The sequence below is a fragment of the Cupriavidus sp. GW822-FHT03E04 genome (assembly GCF_058801495.1).
This window is the reverse complement of sequence record NZ_JBXANI010000003.1, coordinates 59305-81841: the sequence shown is the minus strand read 5'-3', so window position 1 is coordinate 81841 and position 22537 is coordinate 59305. Positions and strand designations below refer to the sequence as shown.

20 protein-coding genes are annotated in these 22537 nt (G+C 64.7%); 19 read left to right on the top strand and 1 reads right to left on the bottom strand.

All coding sequences use genetic code 11. The annotated features are described in order from the left end of the window. Nucleotides 1-3 precede the first annotated feature (3 nt). The 17 genes from AC1RQC_RS04390 (at nucleotide 4) to AC1RQC_RS04310 (ending at nucleotide 17058) form a co-directional block, all read left to right on the top strand. The gene (locus tag AC1RQC_RS04390; RefSeq protein WP_492882539.1) at nucleotides 4-936 is read left to right on the top strand and encodes a PilW family protein; all 933 of its coding nucleotides are present in this window, start codon (nucleotides 4-6) and stop codon (nucleotides 934-936) included. Continuing rightward, nucleotides 927-1550 (top strand): pilus assembly PilX family protein, encoded by a 624-nt coding sequence (locus AC1RQC_RS04385; RefSeq protein WP_492373315.1) that lies wholly within the window; start codon nucleotides 927-929, stop codon nucleotides 1548-1550. The genes AC1RQC_RS04390 and AC1RQC_RS04385 overlap by 10 nt, the downstream gene beginning before the upstream one ends. Nucleotides 1551-1580: 30 nt before the next feature. Then, nucleotides 1581-5552: a pilus assembly protein gene (locus AC1RQC_RS04380; protein ID WP_492882538.1), complete on the top strand. Its 3972-nt coding sequence runs from the start codon at nucleotides 1581-1583 to the stop codon at nucleotides 5550-5552. Nucleotides 5553-5570: 18 nt separating this feature from the next. After that, nucleotides 5571-6017 carry a type IV pilin protein gene (locus AC1RQC_RS04375; RefSeq protein ID WP_492373313.1) on the top strand — a complete coding sequence of 149 codons (447 nt, stop codon included), beginning with the start codon at nucleotides 5571-5573 and terminating at the stop codon, nucleotides 6015-6017. A 6-nt stretch (nucleotides 6018-6023) separates the two neighbouring features. Beyond that, nucleotides 6024-6587: a GspH/FimT family pseudopilin gene (locus AC1RQC_RS04370; protein WP_492882537.1), complete on the top strand. Its 564-nt coding sequence runs from the start codon at nucleotides 6024-6026 to the stop codon at nucleotides 6585-6587. 165 nt (nucleotides 6588-6752) lie between these two features. After that, nucleotides 6753-7190 carry a type IV pilus modification PilV family protein gene (locus tag AC1RQC_RS04365; RefSeq protein WP_492373311.1) on the top strand — a complete coding sequence of 146 codons (438 nt, stop codon included), beginning with the start codon at nucleotides 6753-6755 and terminating at the stop codon, nucleotides 7188-7190. Beyond that, nucleotides 7187-8119, top strand: coding sequence for a PilW family protein (locus tag AC1RQC_RS04360; protein ID WP_492373310.1), 933 nt, complete (start codon nucleotides 7187-7189; stop codon nucleotides 8117-8119). The genes AC1RQC_RS04365 and AC1RQC_RS04360 overlap by 4 nt, the downstream gene beginning before the upstream one ends. 74 nt (nucleotides 8120-8193) lie before the next feature. Then, nucleotides 8194-8742, top strand: a complete 549-nt coding sequence (locus AC1RQC_RS04355) for a pilus assembly protein (RefSeq protein WP_492373309.1) — start codon at nucleotides 8194-8196, stop codon at nucleotides 8740-8742. Beyond that, entirely contained in the window at nucleotides 8739-10271 is a 1533-nt protein-coding gene (locus AC1RQC_RS04350; protein ID WP_492373308.1) for a pilus assembly protein, read from the top strand. Before AC1RQC_RS04355 ends, AC1RQC_RS04350 begins: the two co-directional genes overlap by 4 nt. A 65-nt stretch (nucleotides 10272-10336) precedes the next feature. After that, on the top strand, nucleotides 10337-10786 hold the full coding sequence (locus AC1RQC_RS04345; RefSeq protein ID WP_492882536.1) for a type IV pilin protein: 450 nt from the start codon (nucleotides 10337-10339) through the stop codon (nucleotides 10784-10786). Nucleotides 10787-10793: 7 nt separating this feature from the next. Continuing rightward, nucleotides 10794-11366: a GspH/FimT family pseudopilin gene (locus AC1RQC_RS04340; protein WP_492882535.1), complete on the top strand. Its 573-nt coding sequence runs from the start codon at nucleotides 10794-10796 to the stop codon at nucleotides 11364-11366. 60 nt (nucleotides 11367-11426) lie between these two features. After that, complete coding sequence (gene ribD, locus AC1RQC_RS04335; protein WP_492373305.1) at nucleotides 11427-12545, top strand: bifunctional diaminohydroxyphosphoribosylaminopyrimidine deaminase/5-amino-6-(5-phosphoribosylamino)uracil reductase RibD; 1119 nt, start codon at nucleotides 11427-11429, stop codon at nucleotides 12543-12545. A gap of 84 nt (nucleotides 12546-12629) precedes the next feature. Beyond that, nucleotides 12630-13259: a riboflavin synthase gene (locus tag AC1RQC_RS04330; protein ID WP_492882534.1), complete on the top strand. Its 630-nt coding sequence runs from the start codon at nucleotides 12630-12632 to the stop codon at nucleotides 13257-13259. Nucleotides 13260-13517: 258 nt separating this feature from the next. Further along, nucleotides 13518-14630, top strand: a complete 1113-nt coding sequence (gene ribBA, locus AC1RQC_RS04325; protein WP_492373303.1) for a bifunctional 3,4-dihydroxy-2-butanone-4-phosphate synthase/GTP cyclohydrolase II — start codon at nucleotides 13518-13520, stop codon at nucleotides 14628-14630. A 66-nt stretch (nucleotides 14631-14696) separates the two neighbouring features. After that, complete coding sequence (ribH, locus tag AC1RQC_RS04320) at nucleotides 14697-15200, top strand: 6,7-dimethyl-8-ribityllumazine synthase (protein ID WP_150984096.1); 504 nt, start codon at nucleotides 14697-14699, stop codon at nucleotides 15198-15200. Further along, entirely contained in the window at nucleotides 15193-15714 is a 522-nt protein-coding gene (gene nusB, locus AC1RQC_RS04315) for a transcription antitermination factor NusB (RefSeq protein ID WP_492373302.1), read from the top strand. The genes ribH and nusB overlap by 8 nt, the downstream gene beginning before the upstream one ends. A gap of 162 nt (nucleotides 15715-15876) precedes the next feature. Continuing rightward, nucleotides 15877-17058: a pyridoxal phosphate-dependent aminotransferase gene (locus AC1RQC_RS04310; protein WP_492882533.1), complete on the top strand. Its 1182-nt coding sequence runs from the start codon at nucleotides 15877-15879 to the stop codon at nucleotides 17056-17058. An 87-nt stretch (nucleotides 17059-17145) separates the two neighbouring features. On the opposite strand, the gene AC1RQC_RS04305 is transcribed toward AC1RQC_RS04310, so the two are convergent. Next, the gene (locus tag AC1RQC_RS04305; RefSeq protein ID WP_492373301.1) at nucleotides 17146-18213 is read right to left on the bottom strand and encodes a lytic transglycosylase domain-containing protein; all 1068 of its coding nucleotides are present in this window, start codon (nucleotides 18211-18213) and stop codon (nucleotides 17146-17148) included. Nucleotides 18214-18845: 632 nt separating this feature from the next. Here AC1RQC_RS04305 and ubiD point away from each other — a divergent pair. Together ubiD and AC1RQC_RS04295 are read left to right on the top strand one after the other, a co-directional pair. Next, nucleotides 18846-20375: a 4-hydroxy-3-polyprenylbenzoate decarboxylase gene (ubiD, locus tag AC1RQC_RS04300; protein ID WP_492882532.1), complete on the top strand. Its 1530-nt coding sequence runs from the start codon at nucleotides 18846-18848 to the stop codon at nucleotides 20373-20375. An 82-nt stretch (nucleotides 20376-20457) separates the two neighbouring features. Then, entirely contained in the window at nucleotides 20458-22494 is a 2037-nt protein-coding gene (locus AC1RQC_RS04295; protein WP_492827734.1) for an acetoacetate--CoA ligase, read from the top strand. Nucleotides 22495-22537 lie beyond the last annotated feature (43 nt).

Genomic DNA, 22537 nt, shown 5'->3' with positions numbered 1-22537 from the left:
CTCATGGCCGGCTCCGGACAACCACCCCGTCGTCGCCGGCGAAGCTCAGGCTTCTCCATGGTCGAACTGATGGTTGCACTGACGCTTGGCATGCTGGTGCTGGTTGCATCAACTTCCTTTTACCTACTGACCCGCAGCACCTATAGCAGCATCAATGACAGCGCCAACCTCGAGGAGCGCGGTCAGTTCGCGATCGGCGTCGTTTCACGAATGTTGCGTCAGATTGCCTACACGCCTCCGGCCAGCGATGGTGGCTCAATGCAGATCAGCTCGCAGATGCTGATGGGACTGGACAACTGCTCAACTCCCTCGGACAACGAGACGCTGGGTTGCGATGCTGGCGCCGCCGTCAATGCCAGCGACGTGTTGCTGACTCGATTCTTCGGCGTCGGGACGGCGGCTGACCCGACCGTGAGCGATGGATCCATGGTGGATTGCTCCGGACAAGCCGTCGCCGCGCCGTCCAGCATCGATAGTGCGGCAAGTCAACGCGGACTCTCGATTCTCTATGTGCAGAACGGCGCCGATGGCCTGCCCTATCTGATGTGCAAATACCGGCGGCGCGCATCCGGCAAGGAGACGTCTACCTTTGTCGCGCAGCAACTTATCCCGGGCGTAGAGAGCTTGCAGGTGCTCTACGGCATATCCACAGATGACGATGAAGTGGCGGACAAGTTCGTTCCCGCCAGCCAGGTCGGCGCAGCCGAATGGGCACGCGTCTATGCGCTGAAGGTGGCTTTGGTCGTGCGAGGCGACAATGCAAGCGCAGACAGTTCCGGGCAGCCCACGATCCAGCTCTTCGGTCCTATATACAACGGCGCCGATGGCACGTTCACGCCGACTCAAAACCCACAGTCCGCGCGCCGCCTGTTCACGGCAACGGTGCAAGTGCGCAACTACCTGAGTTGCATGCAGGGAGATCCTTCGTGCCTCTGAACCATCCAGCAGTGAAATATCCGGCCCGCGGCTTTGCCCTGGTCACCGCGCTGATCATGCTGCTCGTCATATCCGTGCTGGCACTGGGTGGCGCGAGATTGGCGCTGGACTCAAAACGCACAACCCGCAATCAACGCGATTTCGAGATTGCGTTCCAGGCAGCTGAGGCCGCCTTGCGCGATGCCGAAATGGACATCCAGAACACAACCGGCCCCAAGAGCCGCTCGGTAATTTTCCAGCCGACAGCGGCGACGGGCTTCACGGTCGACGGTGGATGCAATATCGGGACAACGGTAGCCGCTCCCTACCAGGGCCTGTGCAATACATTGGCAAATATCAATGCACAGATATGGAACACCGTTAGCTGGAGCGCTTCTGCCACCAACCCGCAGACGGTGGCCTACGGTACCTTTACGGGCCGGACATTCCCGACCGGGACGGGCCTGACTCCAAGCCAGAAGCCTCGCTACATCATCGAGTTGCTTCCTGATCAATCCATTGGCGGCGCCGTTGACAACACGCGCTATATGTATCGGGTGACAGCGGTTGGCTTTGGCCCCAACAACGCCACCCAGGCAATGGTTCAGTCGCTGTACCGCAAGACGGACAACTAGAACAGCCAGCATCGAATCGGGAACGAATTCATGAATACACTCCGACGCCTGTTGCCTCTGTGCGCGATGCTATGGGCTACTGCACTTTGGGCGGCAAGCACGCCTAGCGTGCCAACCGTGACAATTGCGCAGACCCCTCTATTCGGGCAATCGCAAAACATTCACCCCAACCTGATGATGACGCTCTCGGTAGAGTTCCCGACTACGGGTACTGCCTACCGCGGCCCCTTGAATTCGAAGAACGTCGACACGTCATATAACTACAATACGACTTACCTCGGTTACTTCAATGCAGCCAAGTGCTATACATACGACAGCACCAATGGCTATTTTGCAAGCAGCGGCAACGCCTCCGGCAATGGAGGCCATGAATGTTCCAGCGCATTTAGCGGAAACTTCATGAACTGGGCCGCGTCGTCCTCGATCGACGAACTGCGGATGGCGATGACCGGCGGCGACCGCGTGGTGGACACCACGACCCAGACGGTCTTGCAGCGTGCCGTGCTCCGATCGGACTTTTTCCGCAGCAATAGTTACTTCCCGGTCAAGAGCGTCACGGCCGTCAGCAACATCAGCAGCGCGCCGAGTGCGGTAACGCCGTTCTCGTACAGCACGATTTATATTGCTTCGTGTGGCAACCACATCTTCTTCTCCGATGCGGACGATAGCAGCGGCAACTGCGGGAGCCCGGGAAAATATGCCGACGTTTACAAGAACAGCAAGCTGACGGAACGACGTAGCTTCCGTGTCCAGATTCAGGTTTGCGATAGCGGCGAGGCAACTACGCGCACCGACCTCTGCTACAACTATGGCAGCAACTACAAGCCCGTCGGCCAGATGCAAAGAAATGCCGATCGCGTGCGTTTTGCGGCTTTCGGCTATCTGAACGACGGCACCAATGACACCAGCAAGACACCGAACGAGCGCTATGGTGGGGTGCTGCGGGCCCCGATGAAGTATGTCGGCACTACTGCGGTTGACTCCAACCTGAGAACGATCGCAAATACCGCAAAGGAATGGGATCCGGCAACGGGCGTGTTCTATCGGAACCCGCTCAACCGCACAGAAGGAATCAGCGGGGTTATCAACTACCTCAATCAGTTTGGCCGCACGAGCACGCAACTCAGTGGCAAGACAATGGGCGACCTTGGCGGCCCAACAGATAACCCGCTCGGCAACTACAAGACGTATGACCCGATCAGCGAACTGTTCTACGAGAGCATCCGCTACCTCCAGTTCCACAAGGACGGCCCCACCCCACAAGCTATCAGCGGCCTTCCGAATACGACCTATGCAGACAACTTCCCCGTCTACACGACCTGGGATGCCGACCCGATGCTCAACAGTTGCCAGCGCAACTACGTCGTGACGATTGGCGACATCAATACCCACGAGGATCACTACATTCCAGGCAACGTCGACACCTCGCACGGCGACCCTGCCCGGGCAGTGGACAGCTATAGCGGATTCGATGTGCGAGCGTGGACCAACAAGGTCGGAGCACTGGAAACCAACACGCCAGCGGCGGGCAATGCCACCCCCCTGCCCTCCTCGTTCACGAATCTGGGCGACATCCTGCATCCGACCTCTAACTGGTCAACCTATTACATTGCGGGGGTCGCCTACTGGGCGCACACCTCGTCGTTTCGCCCCGACATGCCCTCTGCGCGCGTCACAACGTTTGGCATCGATGTCAATGAAGCCGGAAACGGAACGGTCGGCGCAACCCAGCGTCAGAGCCAGATCTTTCTCGCCGCAAAGTACGGCGGATTCAAGGATGATAAGATCGACGGTGGCAACGGGGACGGAAATCCCTTCAAGGCAGCCGGCCAGGGCGGAACGACCGTTACCAATAACACGGAGTGGGAAGCTGCGCCCACGGGATCGAACGTCCCATCGAACTGGTTCCTCGCAAGCCAGCCGCAGGCCATGATCGATGCCATCAAGAAGATCTTCGTCCAGATCACGAGTTCCGCGGGCACGCTCTCCGGCATCGCGCTCACTAGCAACCGCATCGTGCAGAATGGTTTTGTCTACACGCCCGGATTCGACCAGAAATGGAACGGCCAGTTGAGCGCCTATGCTATCTCCAAAAGCGCTGACGGCACGGCCGTAACGATCGCGCAGACCAGAACGTGGGAGGCAGGGAACCGGCTCGCCAGCAAGAGCCCGAGTACGCGCTCCATTTTCACCCTCAACTCGACCAGCGGCGCGGGAGTTCCCTTTCAGTTCACCGGGAACGCCATCTCGTCTGCGCAACAGGCGCTACTCAATCTCAACCCTGACTCTGGCTTGAATGATGGCAACGGCCAAAATCGCCTCAACTATCTTCGTGGCGACCGGACACAGGAAAGCAATGGGCAAGGCGGTGGCGGTCCGTTCAGAGCCCGCACGACGGTATTCGGCGACATCATCGGATCAGGCCCGGTCTTTGTGGGTGACCCTGCCGCAACCCGTACCGATAGTGGCTACGGCAGCTTCCTGACCACCTACACCGGCCGCACCCCGATGGTTTATGTCGGAACCAACGACGGCATGCTGCACGGCTTCAATGCGAATACTGGCGACGAAGTCCTTGCTTACGTGCCCAATGCCATATTCAGCGCGCTGCCGCAGCTCACATCACCGAGCTATTCGCACCGCCCATACGTGGATGCCACGCCCCTGGTCACAGAAGCACAAGTCAACGGCGCCTGGAAATCCGTACTCGCTGGCGGGTTCGGTGGCGGCGCGCAAGGCATCTACGCACTGGACGTGACCGATCCGGATGGCGGCAAGAGCGGTACAGCCTTTGGCGGTGCCAACGTCCTCTGGGAGTTCACCGACAAGGATGACGCCGACATGGGCAATGTCATGGGCCCGCCGATCGTCGCCAAGCTGCAAACCGGTACGGATACCAGCGGCAACCCCGTCTACAAATGGTTTGTCGTGGTCGGCAATGGCCTGAATCCCAACCAGAATGACGGCTATTCGAACGCCAATGCCCCAGCTGCCTTGTTCTTGCTTTCACTGGACAAGACAGCGGGTACCGCGTGGACCCTGAACAGCAATTACTTCAAGATAGTCACGCCCGCGCCCGTGGCAGTACCGCCTTACGTTACAGCGAACGGCTTGAGCACACCGGCTTCCGTTGGCGCCCCCAATGGCCGTGTCACAAGCTTCTACGCTGGAGATCTGCAGGGCAATTTGTGGAAGTTCAATGTGGCTGGCACCCCAAGCACGTGGAATGGCAATGCAACCGCCGGTGCCCTGCCGGCTTTCGGCGGAACACCCGGTAAGCCGATGTTTGTCGCCACCGACTCACAGGGGCGGCGTCAGCCGATCACGGTTCAGCCGCAAGTGGTCTACGCGCCCGGCGGGTACATGGTGCTATTCGGCACAGGCAAGTATTACGAACTGTCGGACACGTCCTCCTCAGTTAGCCAGACCAACTCGTTCTATGGCATTTACGACGGCGGCGGCACCAACTACGTCCCCGACCGCAGCAAGCTCAATGCAGTAACGATTCAGGCGGCTGCCGACGGAAAGTCGTACACCTTCAATTCCTCGTCTTACGCTCCGGGCTATGCCGCGCCTCGCAAGCCTGGCTGGGTTCTGGACTTCCTTGACTCGACGGAGAGGCAAGTCACTTCCGTGGTTGCGCAGGACGGGATCGTGTACTTCAACTCCCTCTACACCGGCACGGATTCATGCGGCACCAGCGGTGGCAGCAGGAGCTACGCGCTGGGCGCACTGACCGGCATGCCGGGAAACGGGGTTTCGGGCTATCTGTCCAGCATCGGCCTGCTCGGTGCGCCGTCGGTGATCGTCATTAACGTCGCGAACGCGAATCGCAGCGCGGTCGGCGGCATCGTCGAAACGAAGACCACCCAGGTCATCTCATTTGGCGCATCCGGCACAGCATCTGTCGGAGCCAATGGCCAGAGCGGAAATTCGACCAATTCAAATATGCGCAAGGCCCGTGCCGGATGGCGCGAGATTCGAAATTTCACGCTGAACTAGGATCGAAAGGGATTCGCTATGCAACGCGCCAATAGGACATCCCAGCGCGGCTTCACACTGATTGAAGCCGTGATCACGGTGAGTATCATTGCCATTCTTTCCGCGATTGCCTACCCGAATTACTCGAGCTATGTTACGAAGGGCAAGCGTGCTGAAGCTAAGGCCGCCCTGCTCGAAGACATGCAACTCTTTGAGCGGCATTTTTCGCAGGTAAACAGCTACTACGGCGCGGGTACAACCACCCTCTGGACTGGCTACAAGACCTGGTCTGGAGATTCTCCCACCACCGGCAGCTACCAGATCCTGGCGGCCCAATGTGGTGCATCAAATGGACAGTGTGTGGAACTGCAAGCCAGCCCGATCAAACCGGACTCAACGTGCGGCACACTGGTCTATCGCAGTACTGGCGAGAAGTACAACATGCTTACCAGCGGCGTGTATGCTACGACCGCAGGCTGCTGGTAAGCAAGTATGCAAAAGCTCCGGATCCAGCCCCCCCGTGCGAGCGGATTCACGCTCATAGAGGTGGTGATCACGATGACGATTGCCGCTATTCTGCTTGCCATGGCAACGCCCAACATGAGCGACTTCCTGCGACGGCAGCGCCTCGTTTCGGCTGCCGACGGCTTCGCCTCCGCCATCGCGCAGGCGCGCTCCGGGGCAGCCGCAACCAACAGCTATGTCACCGTCGCTCCCATCGGTGCGGCGTGGAACAATGGCTGGCAGGTATTCTCTGAACACAGCACGCCTGACGGTGCTTTCACGACGAGTGACACATTGATTTCGCAATACGATCCGATCCCCAGCGATATCACCATCACCTTCAATACCAACCCCAATGCAACGGGATATGTCGCCTTTTCACCGGTCGGCTATTCGATCACGGCGGCTACACGATCCCAACTCACGGCGACCGCAACTTTCACGCTGGGTACCCTGCAGCGCGTGGTGGAGATCAATGCGCTCGGCAGATCACGAGTCTGTGACCCGTTGCGGGATACCACTTGCACCGCGAGCGCGCTGGCACCGCCCTGATCCATCTGGCGCGGCAACCGGATGGATCGGATTGCCGCCGCTCCGCGCATTGGCGCTGCGGGCACGCAGAATTAACAAGCCGCCTCACAACCTCTACAGTCTGGAACATTTTCCGGAGCGCATGCTGGCTACTCTTGGGCACAACGCCTTCCAAGGGAGCCCTTCATGCAAGTGCGAGCAAGACCGCGTATCCGTCAAGCTGCCTTTCCCCCGTTGTATCGCCGCGGCGGCGGCTTCATCCTCGTCGAATCCCTCACCGCCCTCGCTGTCCTCGGCGTCGGCCTGCTGCCGCTTGCTGCGCTGGCGCCGTTCGCACTAGGCACGCTGCGCGGCTATGAGGCTCTTGGCCACGCTACACGGGCCGCCGCGGAATTGGCAGAATTGGGGGATCCGGGCCTCGCGCTGTCTCCCCTTCAGGCGCGCGGCATTGGCCCTAATGACCTCCAACTGTGCCAGTCGCTTGCTTCGGCGGAGGGCGGCGGGTGCTCGCCGGGATCAAGGCTGGCGGTCGTCGGGCCGTTGTCCTTGGCTTCGTCGAGACCTGCCGGCGGCGTGCGGGACGCGTCCGCGCTGCGCGTCATCGCTCTCTGGATCCGGCCATGAGGGCTCGTCGCGCACAAGGATTCTCGTTGATCGAACTGATGGTCGGCCTGGCTCTCAGCCTGCTGGTCAGCGCGCTGGCTGTGTCTGCGTTCCATGCCGTCCAGGTCACTTACCGCACCGCCGTCGATCTCGTGCTACTGGAAGAACGCGGCCAGCGGGCGCTCGCGATCCTCTCCCACCTGGTCCGGCATAGCGGTTGGCAGCCGGTCGGCGCGGCCTTGCCGGCCAATGCACCACCGGCGCTGTCAGGGCGCGACGATTGCGGCCAGCCGGGCATTGCCGCGCTGCCTACCTGCACTCGCCGTGGCATCAATGGCAGCGATGCGCTGCTGGTGCGATTCAGCGGCAGCGGGCGCGTGCAGGATCCGACGCTACCGGACCAGACCATGATCGATTGCAGCGGGTATGCATTGCCGGCGGTGAGCGTTGGCGGATCGGCTGGTGGCGCAGCCCGCGCTTATGCGGGGGAGAGCCTGATCTATATCGCCACCGGCGCGGATGGCGAGCCGCAACTGTTATGCCGCTATGCCAGCCGGCGCGACGGGCGGGTGCTGGAGGGAAGCTGGACTTCGGGCGCCCTGGTGCGCGGCGTGGAGGCCATGCAGTTGCGATACGGCATCGATACCGATGGCGATGGCAAGGCCGACGCGTTCCTGCGCGCCGAGGAACTGCGCGCCAGGGGCGATGCGGCCTGGCGCGAGGTACTGGTGGTGCAGGTGGCACTAGTACTGCGTGGTGAGCGCCCACTGGCGCTGCCGGCAGCGCCGGCCGTACTCACCTTGTTCCCACCGGGCGCGCATGCCGGCACCGGCCTCCATGTCGACGACCTCGTCTTCTCGCCGCACGACCGGCCTGCCTTGATACGACGAGTGTTCTCGGCATCCGTGCGCCCGCGCAATACCTGGCCCTGCAGGCAGACACTATGCTGAGCGCGACGGTTGCGCCTTGCCTGCTGCGCGGTAACCGGGCCGGAGGGAGCACCACGCTCCTGCTGACGGCCACGATGCTTCTGCTTGTGGCCGCCACAACCCTGGCTGGCCTTCAATTCCTGCTCGCCAGCAGGCAAGTGGCCACTTACCAGCTCGAACAGGAGGTCGCCTTTCGCGCGGCGGAGACGGCGTTGCTCGACGCGGAAGCGGAGTTGATGGCGGCGCTCAGCAACGGCGCGTCCGGAGTGCATAGCCGCCTTGCTGCGTGGCCACCGCCAGGCCAATGCGGCGCCGGCGCGCAGCGGGGACTCTGCCGGCCCGCCCCGGGCATGCCGCCACCATGGTTGAATTGGCTCGATTCGCGCCGGTCGGATGAGACCACCGGCATCGCGATGGGCTCATTCAGCGGCGTTACCCTGCCGGCCTTGCCATCCGGAGCGGTTGGGGCGAGCGCCATGCCGCGGTACGTTGTCGAGTTGATGCACGAGCGCCCTCCTGGCGAATGGCTGGGATCCGATTACGCTTCAGGCACGGGGCCGCGCCTGCGTTTCCGCATTACTGCGCTAGGCATTGCGCGCGACGCGGCGGTACGCAGCTTGCTGCAAAGCGAGTTCCAGCCATGACGCGCTCCGCCCGGTTCCACGACTCGCTGACCGCACTCGCCGCCGGACTGCTGCTCGCTGGCGCTGCACAGGGCGCGGGCAGCATGCAGCCCGTCCTGGTGCCGCCTCCCACGTGGATGCCTGGCTGGCCGGGCCACGCCGAGTTCGTTGCTCTGCACGGTGCGCGCGCCGAGCTGGTCTGGCTAGGCATGCGTGATGGCAGGCTGCGCGCGTTCAATGCGACGTCCGGCGACGAAGTACTCGCTTACCAGCCGCGACCAATGCCAAAACAGGGCCCCACACCCTGCCCCCACCCCGAGGCTGCCGACGTCTCGCTCGAACCCGGCCGCTGGCGCACCGTGCTGCTGTGTGGCCTTCCGGCGGACGCAGCCGATCCACAGGCAGGTGTTTTCGCCCTCGACATCACGAATGTGGCGACGCAGCGACCAGCGGGACCGCTCTGGGAGGCCAGGGCTTCCGACACGCTGCCGCTGGCCCCGTCGGGCCCCGTCCGCGCATTGGCACTGTCCACGCCTGAAGGCCCGCGCTGGTACGCCATGGTGACGCTGGGCGCCTCGCACGGTCGCCAAGCCCACCGAGGCGTGCCGCATCGCGATCCGCCGGGGCAACAGGCCGGCATCGCCATCCTGCCCCTGGACAAACCCACGCACGCGCCGTGGCAAGGACGCCACGCGATACGCCGGCTGCTCCTGCCGGCCGGCGGTTGCGGGAGCGCCGGACCCAACCCCGCGCTGCTTGCCGCGAGCATCCTGCCAGATACTTCCGGCGTGGCCCTGGCGGCGTACGCGGTGGATGCCCTCGGCGGGCTCTGGCGCTTCGACTTGCGCGGTGCAATGCCATGGCGCGATAGCGGCCGGCGCGTCGACTGCATTTACCGGATGGACAACCCAGCACCTTCGCCGCGCGCAATCGTGCCCCCTGCCCTGATCAGCGCCGCTGGCGGCCACCTGGTGGTTTACGGAACCGGCACCCATGTCAGCGCGGTATTCGACGGCACGGCCCTCGCAGACGCAGGTAGCCCAAGTCGCAGCGGCGCACGCATTGTGGCCCAGCCTCAAGGAGGCGGCGTGGTGCTGCGCCGGCAGGCTCACACGCCGGATATTCAAGGCCGACAAGTATCCACCGCTGGCTGGCACTTGCCTCTTCCCAATCCCGGCGAGCGCCTGGAACGGCTTCTCCCCGCCGACCCGGGCTACCTCGGCTTTGTCACTCGGACGCCCGACGCGCGCCAGCGCGCGTACCTGATCCACGCGCTGAGCGGCGAATCCACTGCCAGCGCGCAGGCTGGCGGGCTTCCCACTCACGTAGCAACCGGGTTCGGGGCCAGCGCCGAGGCGACCGTCGTTCTCGAACGCGCGGCACTACCGCCCAAACTTGCACCGCTACCGGGCATTACTTCGCGTGAGGACGTGACCCTGACGCTCTGGTCCCTGGAGGAAGGACGCGCCGTGCCACTCAACCGCAGCGTCGCCAGCCGCCGCACCGGCCGCCTCAGCTGGCGCGAGCTGATCCGCTCCGGGTCGCCGTGAGGCCTAGATAAGTCTTCCAGACCAATCCACCGCCAACCGCGCCACCGCTTCCCGGAGCTCCCTGCATGACACCTTGCCACCGCCCAATCGGCTTCACCCTGCTCGAGTTGCTGATCACGCTGACTGTCTCCGCAATCCTTATGGCAATGGTGATGCCTGCCTGGCACCAGCATATGGAACGCGGCAGGCGCGCCGAGGCGCGCAGCGCACTGATCGGCTTGATGCTGGACCTGGAGCGCCACGCGCTCGCCACCATGACCTTCGCCGCCCAGCCGGGCGGCGCGACGGCTGCCGGCAAGTGGCCGCAGTCGGTGCCCGCCCAGGTAGCGCGCCCGCGTCATTGGATCAATGCCAGTGCCTGCCCGGGCAGCGGGCTCGCGCATTGCGTGGAGCTGCGCGCCGTGCCGCAGACGCCGGATGCGTCATGCGGCACGCTGATTCTGCGCAGCACCGGCGAATGGCTTGCCCAGCCGGCCTTTGCCACGGAGCCGGTGCCGCTGCCCCAGGCGTGCTGAGGCGGCCGTGCGTCGGATCTGGCACCGGAATTGGCACCGGCATTCGCGTCGCGGCGCAACGCTTGCCGAACTGCTGACCTGCGTGGCCGTGCTGGCCATCCTGGCGGCGCTGGCTTTCCCGTCCTGGCAGCGCTTGCAGGCGCGCCAGCAGGTGATGCTGGCGGCAGACCGCCTGGCCGGCTCGCTGGCGGTGGCGCGCTCGGCCGCCGTAGCCCGGCGATCCGACGTGGTACTGACGCCCTTGCCGGGTGCTTCGTCGCTGGACCACGGCTGGCGGCTGGCGCTGGAGCCGGGGGACGAGCCGGGCCAGGGCAACGCCGCCTTGCTTGCTGTCGTCGAACTGCGCGACGCCTGCCTGCGCATCACCCTGCGCTCGACCGCGCAAGGCAGCCATACGCTGCGCATGACAGCTGTGGGATACTCTCGCTCAGAGCAAGGCGGGTTTCTCGCCGCCACCTTCACCGTGACCTGCCGGGGCGAACAGCGGCAGCTAAGGCTCGGTGCCCACGGCCGCGTCCGCTTGTGCACGCCGGGGCAGGATGCCGATTGCGACGGCCTCGCACAGTCCGAGCCGCCCTGACACCTGATGACTGTAACCATATCCAACTCACCGCCCGCGCGGCAGGAAGCACCAGGCCTCATGTTCTCCGATACCGACCACGCAGCCATGGCACAGGCTCTCGCGCTCGCCGAGCGTGGCATGTACACCACCACGCCCAACCCGCGCGTTGGCTGCGTATTGTCCAAGGACGGCAAGATCATCGGCCAGGGATTCACCCAACCCGCCGGGCAGGATCACGCCGAGATCCAGGCGCTCAAGGATGCCGCGGCGCGCGGGAACGATCCCAAGGGCGCCACGGCCTTTGTCACGCTCGAGCCCTGCAGCCATTTTGGCCGGACGCCGCCCTGCGCGGACGCGCTCGTGCGCGCCGGCATCGCGCGCGTGGTGGCGGCCATGGAGGACCCGAACCCGACTGTTTCGGGCCGTGGCTTGCAGCGGCTGCGCGAAGCCGGCGTGGACGTACGCTGCGGCCTGCTCGAAAAAGAAGCACGCGAACTCAACATCGGCTTTGTCAACCGGATGACGCGTGGCCTGCCCTGGGTGCGTGTCAAGGTGGCCGCCTCGCTCGACGGCGGCACCGCGCTGCACGATGGCAGCAGCCAGTGGATTACCGGCCAGGCGGCACGCGACGACGGCCACGCCTGGCGTGCGCGCGCCAGCGCTATCCTGACTGGGATCGGCACCGTGCGCGACGACAACCCGCAGCTCAATGTGCGTGCCGTGGACACGCCGCGCCAGCCTCAGCGCGTGGTGGTGGATTCCCGACTGGAAATTCCCCTGGACGCGCGCCTGCTGACGCCGGACACCGGCGACTTTGCCAAGCCTGTGCTGGTGTTCTGCGCCTTTGACGATGCCGCGCGCCGTCGCGCCCTGGAAGCCCGCGGCGCGGAAGTGGTGGTGCTGCCCAATCCCCACGGCAAGGTGGAATTGCGCCACATGCTGGAAGAACTCGGCCGGCGCGGCATCAACGAGCTGCACGTGGAAGCCGGTTTCAAGCTCAACGGATCGCTGATCCGCGAGCATTGCGCAGACGAGTTGCTGATCTACCTCGCGCCCAAGCTGCTGGGCGACGCGCAAGGCATGTTCCAGTTGCCGCCCCTGGCGCGGCTGCAGGACGCCGCAGCCTTCCGCTGGCACGACGTGCGCATGATCGGCGAAGACCTGCGCTTGATCGCGCGCCGCGCCGATCACGTCTGATCGCCTGCCGGCAAGCCGCGAGCAAAACGAATCCGCTGCGCACCTGCTAGCATGCGTGTTTTCCCATTGCATCAAGCATCGATCATGTTCACTGGCATTGTCGCGGCCGTCGGCCGCATCGAAACCGTATCCCCGCTGGGCAGCAGCGAAGCCGCAGCCGATGCCGGTGTGCGCCTGCGCATCCGTGCCAACGGGCTGGACCTGTCCGATGTCATCCTTGGCGACAGCATCGCCATCCAGGGGGCCTGCATGACGGTCATCGCGCTGGACGGCGACGCCTTCGACGTCGATGTCTCCCGCGAATCGCTCGACAAGACCGCTGGCCTGGACAAGCCCTGCCGGGTCAACCTGGAGAAGGCGCTGACCCTGGCCGACCGCCTCGGCGGCCACCTGGTCTCGGGCCATGTCGACGGGCTTGGCGAAGTCACCCACTTCGCGCCGGTCGGCGAGTCGCATGAACTGCGCGTGCGCGCCCCGCGCGAGCTGGGACGCTACCTGGCCTACAAGGGGTCGGTGGTGGTCAACGGCGTGTCGCTGACGGTCAACAAGGTCATCGACGACGAAGACGGCTGCACGTTCTCGATCAACCTGATCCCCCACACGATCGAGGTCACCACGCTGCAGGACCTGAAGCCCGGCGCGCGCGTGAACCTGGAGATCGACCTGATCGCTCGCTATGTGGAGCGGATGCTGAGCGCGCCAAAACCCGCCTGACCCACGCCTTTTCGGCACCCACGCGGCCTGCCAAGGCCATCTGACTTTCCGCCGGCCGCCGCCGCCCGCAGGGCCATCTGCATTGGCCCTACGGGCGCCGCGCGCCCTGCGGCGCCTGGTTGACGTACAATATTGGGCCAGACCGCTGCCGCGGCCAGCCGGTATACCCTGAAGCGGCAGCCGGCCAGCAAGCCATCCCGCCCGAAATTCAGCCAGAATTCCAGCCCAAACTTCAGCCAGCTTCCCAGCCTGCAAGCTATGACAATCGCCCGTACAGAAGAAATCATTGCCGAAATCCGTGCCGGCCGCATGGTCATCCTGGTTGACGAGGAAGACCGCGAGAACGAGGGTGACCTGGTCCTGGCTGCCGATTTCGTCACACCGGAGGCGATCAACTTCATGGCCAAGTACGGCCGGGGCCTCATCTGCCTGACGTTGACCGCCGAACGCTGCCGCCAGCTCGAGCTGCAACCCATGGTGAGCCGCAACGGCACGGTGCACGGCACCAACTTCACGGTGTCGATCGAGGCAGCCGAAGGCGTCACGACCGGCATCTCGGCGGCCGACCGGGCCCGTACCGTGCAAGCCGCGGTGGCCAAGGATGCCCGTGCCGCCGACCTGGTCCAGCCCGGCCATATCTTCCCGTTGACGGCCCAGCCCGGTGGCGTGCTGATCCGCGCCGGCCATACCGAAGCCGGGTGCGACCTGGGCGCCCTGGCCGGCCTGACGCCGGCTGCGGTGATCTGCGAGATCATGAAGGACGACGGCACCATGGCGCGCCTGCCGGACCTGATCGAGTTCGCACAAGAGCATCACATCAAGATCGGCACCATTGCCGACCTGATCCACTACCGCAGCCGCACCGAGAGCATCATCGAGCGCGCCGGCGAGCGCACCATGCAAACGCCATATGGCACGTTCCACAGCATCATCTATCGTGACAAGCCGAGCGGCCGCGCCCACCTGGCGCTGGTCAAGGGCAACCCGCAGGCTGATCACGAAACGCTGGTGCGCGTGCACGAGCCGCTTTCCACGCTGGACCTGCTGGAAGTGTCGCGTACCACGCACTCGTGGAGCGTGCCCGCCGCGCTCGAGGCTATTGCGCAGTCCGAACATGGCGTGATGGTGCTGCTGAACTGCGGCGACACGGCCGAACAACTGTTCACGCAGTTCTCGGCGCTCGACGCGCCGCAAAACCGCCCGCGCGTGAAGCCGGACCTGCGCACCTACGGCACCGGCGCCCAGATCCTCAAGGATCTCGGGGTGGGCAAGATGCGCGTGCTGGCATCTCCGCTGAAAATGCCGAGCATGACCGGCTATGACCTTGAAGTGACTGGCTACCAGCCCATGAGCGGCGGCCAGGCTAACTGAACTACCGGATACACGGCGGCCGCGAGCCTATCGCGGGCCGCCACCCCGAACCCAGGAGAAGATAAGATGGATCACGGTTTCTACCCCAGCAACCTCGAAGGTGAAGGCCTGCGCATCGGCATCGTGCAAGCGCGCTTCAATGAACCGGTTTGCGCCGAACTGCTCGAAGCCTGCGTCGCCGAACTGGAAAAGCTGGGCATCGAAGGCGAGGACACCCTGGTGGTGACCGTGCCGGGCGCACTCGAAATCCCGCTGGCATTGCAAAAGATGGCTGAAAGCGGCCAGTTCGATGCGCTGGTCGCGCTGGGCGCGGTCGTGCGCGGCGAGACCTATCACTTCGAGCTGGTGTCGAATGAATCGGGCGCCGGCATCAGCCGCGTCGGCCTGGACTTCAATGTGCCCATCGCCAACGGCATCCTGACCGTCGACACCGACGCCCAGGCCCATGCCCGTACCCGCGAGAAGGGCCGCGACTGCGCTCGCGCCGCGGTGGAAATGGCCAACCTGGTCTCCGCGCTGGATTCGCTGCGCAGCCAGGAAGCGGATGAAGACGAGGACGACGATGAGTGACGCGCCCGAGAGCAGCAACCCCGCCGGCAAGCCGGCGGACGACGCCAGCGCCAAGCCCGTCGCCAAGGCCGAGCCCAAGGCAGCGCCCAAGAGCGCGCGCCGCCGCTCGCGCGAACTCGCGCTGCAGGGCCTGTACCAGTGGCTGCTGAACCGCAACGATACCGATGCGATCCAGGCCCACCTGCACGACGCCCAAGGCTTCAACAAGGCTGACCGCGAGCACTTCGATGCACTGCTCAATGGCGCGATCCGCGAAGAAACCCGGCTGACGGGCGCCTTCGAGCCGTTCCTGGACCGCCCGGTGAGCGAGTTGTCGCCGGTCGAGCGCGCGGCCCTGCTGATCGGCAGCTACGAGCTGATCCACTGCGTGGACATCCCGTACAAGGTTGTCATCAACGAAGCCGTGGAACTGACCAAGACCTTTGGCGGCGTCGAAGGCTACAAGTACGTCAATGGCGTGCTGGACAAGCTGGCCGCCAAGGTGCGCGCGCCGGAACTGGCCGCCCGACGCTGAACGACGGCAACCGGCGCCGTTCACGGTGCCATGCTTGCCGTACCGACACCCGCTCCGGCGGGTGTTTTTACTTCTACCGCGGCCAACACCCGACTAACGGCAGCTTAACTGCAGCCTAACCCCCATCAACCCGCCTATCAGGCCCACCAAGCCTATCCCGCCATGGATCTGCAGCGCCTCGCCACTGCCTCCCGTCTTGCCAATATCGATGCCTTCCACGTGATGGAGCTGGCCAAGCAGGCCGCCGAACTCGAGCGTGCCGGGCGCCACATCATCCACATGGGGATCGGCGAGCCCGATTTCACCGCCGCCGAACCCGTGGTGCGGGCCGCCGAGGCCGCCATGCGCCGCGGCGTCACCCAGTACACCAGCGCGCTGGGCATCGCGCCGCTGCGCGAGGCCATCGCCGGCTATTACAAGACCATGTACGGGATCGACATCCCTGCGCGCCGCGTGGTGGTGACCGCCGGCGCCTCGGCCGCGTTGCTGCTGGCCTGCGCCGTGCTGGTGGAGATTGGCGCGGAGGTGCTGATGCCTGACCCCAGCTACCCCTGCAACCGGCATTTTGTTGCCGCCTTCGACGGCCACGCGAAGATGATTCCGAGCGGCCCGGCCCAGCGCTTCCAGCTCACGGCGGAGCAGGTGGAGACACATTGGGGCGAGCAGACCCGCGGCGTGCTGCTGGCGTCGCCCTCCAACCCCACCGGCACCTCGATCCTGCCGGACGAACTGGCGCGCATCCTGAAGGCCGTGCGGGCCCGCCAGGGCTTTGCCATCGTCGACGAGATCTACCAGGGGCTGTCGTACGATGCCCCGCCGGTATCAGCGCTGAGCCTCGACGACGACGTGATCACCGTCAACAGCTTCTCCAAGTACTTCAATATGACCGGCTGGCGCCTGGGCTGGCTCGTGGTCCCGGACGAACTGGTAGGCGCCTTCGAGAAAGTGGCGCAGAACCTGTTCATCTGCGCGTCAGCCGTCGCCCAGCACGCCGCGCTGGCCTGCTTCTCCCCCGAGGCGCTGGCGATCTACGACGCGCGCAAGGCGGAATTCCACCGTCGCCGCGATGCCATCGTGCCGGCGCTGGAGTCGCTGGGCCTGCGGGTGCCGGTCAAGCCGGATGGCGCCTTCTATGTGTATGCGGACTGCCGTGGCGTCAACCACCCGTCCGCCGGCGATGCCGATGCCTTGACCCAGGCCATGCTGCACGATGCCGGCGTGGTGCTGGTGCCGGGCCAGGACTTCGGTCCATACACGGCGAGCGACTACATCCGGATCTCCTACGCAACCTCGATGGAGAACATCGAGGAAGCCATGGCGCGCCTGGGCAAGTTCTTCGCCTGAACGCCAGCCAGAGCCGTCAGGCAACGAAAAAAAGCACCCCGGAGGGTGCTTTTTTTCTGCGCTGCCCGAGATACGAGGATCCCGCGATCAGGCGCTTTTCGGGACGTTGCCTGCCGCTTCCAGCTTGTCGCCGGCCGTGCCGTGACGATGCTCGGCCTGTGCCTTGGCATCCGCCGCCACTTCCGGCTTGGCCGACACCGGCTCAGCCGCGACGCTGCGCACGCCAGGCAGTTGGCGCAGGCGGGCACGCTCTGCCAGCACCTTCGCGCCATATCCGCCATCGGTGTTGGTGGTCGCCGCACCCACGTAATACTTCAGGCCGCCTTCCAGCGAACCGGCGCGGGCGATGCAGTCCTTGAGCACCAGCGCACCGATCTTGATGTTGGCGTACGGGTTCAGCGCGGCTGCCACGCCGCCCACGGCCTCGTACTTGTCCTGATGGACCTTGGTCATCACCTGCATCAGGCCCTGCGCGCCCACGCCGCTCTCCGCGTACGGATTGAAGCTGGACTCGATCGCGATCACGCCCAGGATCAGCAGCGGATCGATGCCGACCTCGCGCCCCGTCAGGTATGCGGCCTTCACCAGTTGCGCGGTGGCCTGCGCCGCCACGCGATACTTGCGCGCGATGTACTCAGCCACCACGGCCTGCTCACGCGCGCTGCCCAGCGTGGCCGGGTTACGTGCATCCAGCGCCACGCGCTGTGCCGGGATCTGCGCGGCCAGGTGAGCCACGGAGGGCACCTTGCCGGCGGGCTGCTGGCCCCAGTCGTCCGTACCGGACACGGTCGGCAATCCTGCCGGCTTGGACTGCGCCATCGCCAGGCCCAGCTTGGCCGCAGCCACATCGGCCGTGGAGGCTGGCACCGCCGCTTCCATCAATACCGCAGGCGCTTCCTCGCCAGCCAGCGCACCGGCCAGGGCCGTACGCCATTCCTGGCTGACAGATAGCGATACCGCGGCGACTACAGACACAACCCCGAGACTGTTCAGGGCATATTTCAACGTTGCGCGGCCACTGCGTAAAGCGCGGCCAGCGACCGGATGTGCAAGGCGGACCTGCAATGCCCGACTCACTCCGGGTACCGGGTGTCTGAAACGGACCTGCAATGCCCGCCCGACTCCGGGAAGATGAAGGGTTTTCCAACCACTCATACTTACCTCCATCCGCTGTCCGCTTCGTGCCACGCTGCTGCGCCGCACGCCCGTTGACCGCGTATTCAAGTAAGGATGCCGCGCCGCCCAGCAAAGACGTCCAGCACCTGTTGGTGGGCGCTCCCCATGCGCCCAACGAGAAACAGGGTAGGCTCTTGGGGGAGCCTGCCCTGCCGCGAACTACTCAAAGCACCCGGCCACGGCCGGGGCGATCGATCGAATCCGTCCTGCTCAGACGCATCCGCTCATATGATCAGATATGGATAATTCCCCACCAATCCCCTTGACAGGGCAGAAGAAAATGTGCTGCACCGCAACACTCCAACGAGCAGAACCGGATTGTAGGAACCCTTTTATACATCGTCAAGAATAACGTTTCGAATAAACAAAGCTTTTGGTTATATGTAACAAGGGTCTTTGACGCACTTCCGTGCCCCCTCCATTGGGTGAAACTCAGTACTGGCAAAGCATGGAGGCCTTCCTTGCCGACCGAGGCGGAGTCAAAAAATTTACAATTTGGACATACAAATTGGGACGATTTTTTTGTGCCCCATCATATTAATGTGAATATTGCATCACACACCTTGCATGGACAGGTGCGCTAACGTGCCTGCGCCTCAATCGAATAAATCATGAAATACAACGACTTGCGCGATTTCCTGGGCCAACTGGAAGGCCTTGGCGAACTGAAACGGATCGGTGCGCCTGTGTCGCCCAACCTCGAAATGACCGAGATTTGCGACAGGCTGTTGAGAGCGGGCGGGCCGGCAGTCGTGTTCGAAAACCCGAGCGATCCCCATCGGCCTGGTCAGACTTATAGCGTGCCCGTACTGGCCAATCTGTTCGGCACGACACGCAGAGTAGCCCTCGGCATGGGTGCGGAAAGCCTGACCGACCTGCGCGACATCGGCCGCGTTCTGTCGGCGCTCAAAGAGCCTGAGCCGCCCCGTGGCTTGCGCGAAGCCGGCAAGCTGTTCACCCTCGTTAAATCGGTGTGGGACATGGCGCCCAAGCGCGTCAACAGCCCAGCCTGCCAAGAGGTGCTGTGGGAAGGCAACGACGTGGACCTGGCGCGCCTGCCGATCCAGACGTGCTGGCCGGAAGACGCGGCGCCGCTGATCACCTGGGGCCTGGTGATCACCAAGGGTCCGCACAAGAAGCGCCAGAACCTTGGCATCTACCGCCAGCAGGTGATCAGCCGCAACCAGGTCATCATGCGCTGGCTGGCGCATCGCGGCGGCGCGCTGGATTTCCGCGAGCACGCGCTGGCCAACCCCGGCAAGCCGTTCCCGATCGCGGTGGCGCTGGGCGCGGACCCCGCCACCATCCTCGGCGCCGTCACCCCGGTGCCCGACACCTTGTCGGAGTACCAGTTCGCGGGCCTGCTGCGCGGCAGCCGCACCGCGCTAGCCGGCTGCATCACGCCGACGCTGTCCGAGCTGAGCGTGCCGGCCTCGGCCGAGATCGTGCTGGAAGGCCACATCCAGCCCGACCCGGATCACCCGTCCGGCTACCAGCATGCGCTGGAAGGCCCGTACGGCGACCACACCGGCTATTACAACGAGCAGGACTGGTTCCCCGTCTTCACTATCGACCGCATCACCATGCGGCGCGATCCGATCTACCACTCCACCTATACCGGCAAGCCGCCCGATGAACCTGCGGTGCTTGGCGTGGCGCTCAATGAAGTGTTCGTGCCGCTGCTGCAAAAGCAGTTCCCGGAGATCACCGACTTCTATCTGCCGCCGGAGGGCTGCAGCTACCGCATGGCCGTGGTGCGCATGAAGAAGCAGTACGCCGGCCACGCCAAGCGCGTGATGTTCGGCGTCTGGAGCTTCCTGCGCCAGTTCATGTATACGAAGTTCATCGTGGTGGTGGACGACGATGTCGACGTGCGCGACTGGAAGGAAGTGATCTGGGCCATCACCACCCGCGTCGATCCCGCGCGCGACACCGTGCTGGTGGAAAACACGCCGATCGACTACCTCGACTTTGCCTCGCCGGTGTCGGGGCTGGGCTCGAAGATGGGCATCGATGCCACCGACAAATGGCCCGGCGAGACCACCCGCGAATGGGGTCGTCCGATCCAGATGGATGCCGCGGTCAAAGCCCGGGTCGACGGCATGTGGGACGTCTTGTTCGAGGCCCGCGCCAAAGCGTGATGGCGGCCAGCATGTAAGATCACACCAAAACCGCATCGCAACCCGTCCGCACGTCCGCGCGAGACGGACCCGAGGAGGAGACATGACTACCCTTGAAGAAGGGCAACTGAGATGGACGCCGTCACAGGCGTTCCGCGACGGCAGCCGCATTGCGCACTTCATGCGCTGGCTGGAGAGCGAGCGTGGCCTCGCCTTTGCCGACTACGCCGCGCTGTGGCAATGGTCGGTGACCGACCTGGAAGCCTTCTGGGACGCCATCCGCGCCTATTTCGACCTGCGCTTCGATAGCCCTGCCGAGCGCGTGCTCGGCAGCGCGCAGATGCCCGGCGCGCGCTGGTTCGAAGGCGCCAGCCTGAACTACGTGCAGCAAGTGTTCCGCCATGCCGGCAGCGGCGCCGCGCGCCAGCGCACGGCCATCCGCTACGCCGGCGAATCCATCGCGGTCACCGACCTGAGCTGGGATGTGCTGGAGCAGCAGGTTGCCTCGCTGGCCCATGCCTTGCGCGGCATGGGCGTGGCGCGCGGCGATCGCGTGGCAGGCTACCTGCCGAACATCCCCGCCACGGTCGTCGCCTTCCTGGCCACCGCCAGCCTTGGCGCAATCTGGTCGGGCTGCGCGCCCGACATGGGCCAGGTGGCGGTGAGCGACCGTTTCCGCCAGATCGAACCCAAGGTGCTGATCGCCGTCGATGGCTACCGCTATGGCGGCAAGGCCTACGATCGGGCGCCAGTGCTGGCGGACCTGGCCGCCGCCCTGCCCTCGCTCACCGACCTGCTACTGGTGCCGGGCGAGCACACTGATGCACATGCCGCCCCCAACGCCATCCCGCTTCCCGCCAACGTACGCCGCCATGCCTGGCAGGCGGTGCTGGCGCATCGCGTACCGCTGGCGATTGAATCCGTGCCATTCGACCACCCGCTGTGGATCGTCTACTCCTCCGGCACCACCGGCATGCCCAAGCCCATCGTGCACGGCCACGGCGGCATCGTCATCGAGCAGCTCAAGCTGATGGCGTTTCACAACAACCTCGGGCCGGACGACGTCTTCCACTGGTACAGCAGCAGCGGCTGGATCATGTGGAACGCGCAGATCGCGGGGCTGCTGCTGGGCAGCACCATCGCGCTCTACGACGGCAATCCAGCCTGGCCAGACGCCGGCGTGCTGTGGCGCTTCGTGGATGCCGCGCGCGTCACCGCCTTTGGCGCTGGCGCGGCGTTCTTCACGGCCGGCATGAAGGCCGGGATCGAGCCTGCGCGCGTGGCCGACCTTTCCCGGCTGCGCGCGCTCGGCTCGACCGGCTCGCCGCTGCCAGCCGAGGCCTATGACTGGATCTACCGCCACGTGGGCGCGGACATCTGGCTTGCGCCGATGAGCGGCGGCACCGACTTCGCCGGCTCGTTCGTGGCAGGCTGCCCGATCCTGCCGGTCTACTCGGGCGAGATGCAGTGCCGCTGCCTGGGTGCGAAAGTCGAAGCCTTCGACGAAGCGGGCAATGCGCTGGTGGGTGAGGTGGGCGAGCTGGTCTGCACGGCGCCGATGCCGTCGATGCCGCTGTTCCTATGGGGCGACACGAACGGGCAGCGTTACCGCGACAGCTACTTCGATACCTATCCCGGCGTGTGGCGCCACGGCGACTGGATCAAGATCACCGCGCACGGCGGCGCCATCATCTACGGCCGCTCGGACGCCACCATCAACCGGCACGGCATCCGCATGGGCACCAGCGAGCTGTACCGCGTGGTGGAGGACCTGCCGGAAGTGCTCGACAGCATGGTGGTGGACCTCGAATACCTGGGACGCGACTCGTATATGCCGCTGTTCGTGGTGCTGCGCGACGGCATGGTGCTGGACGATGCATTGCGCGACACCATGCGCGCACGCATCCGCAGCGCGCTGTCTTCACGCCATGTGCCCAACGAGATCCTGCAGGTGCCCGGCGTGCCGCGCACGCTGTCGGGCAAGAAGATGGAAGTGCCCATCAAGAAGCTGCTGCTGGGCCACGCGCCCGACAAGATCGCAAACCGCGACGCCATGGCCAACCCGGAAGCGCTGGACTGGTATTTCGCCTACGCCGAGCGATTTATCGCGGCGCGCGCCAGCGAGTCCGCGGCGGTGTGAAAGGAGAAAGTGCGCACCGCAGCCTTGAACGCCGCGGCGCGCT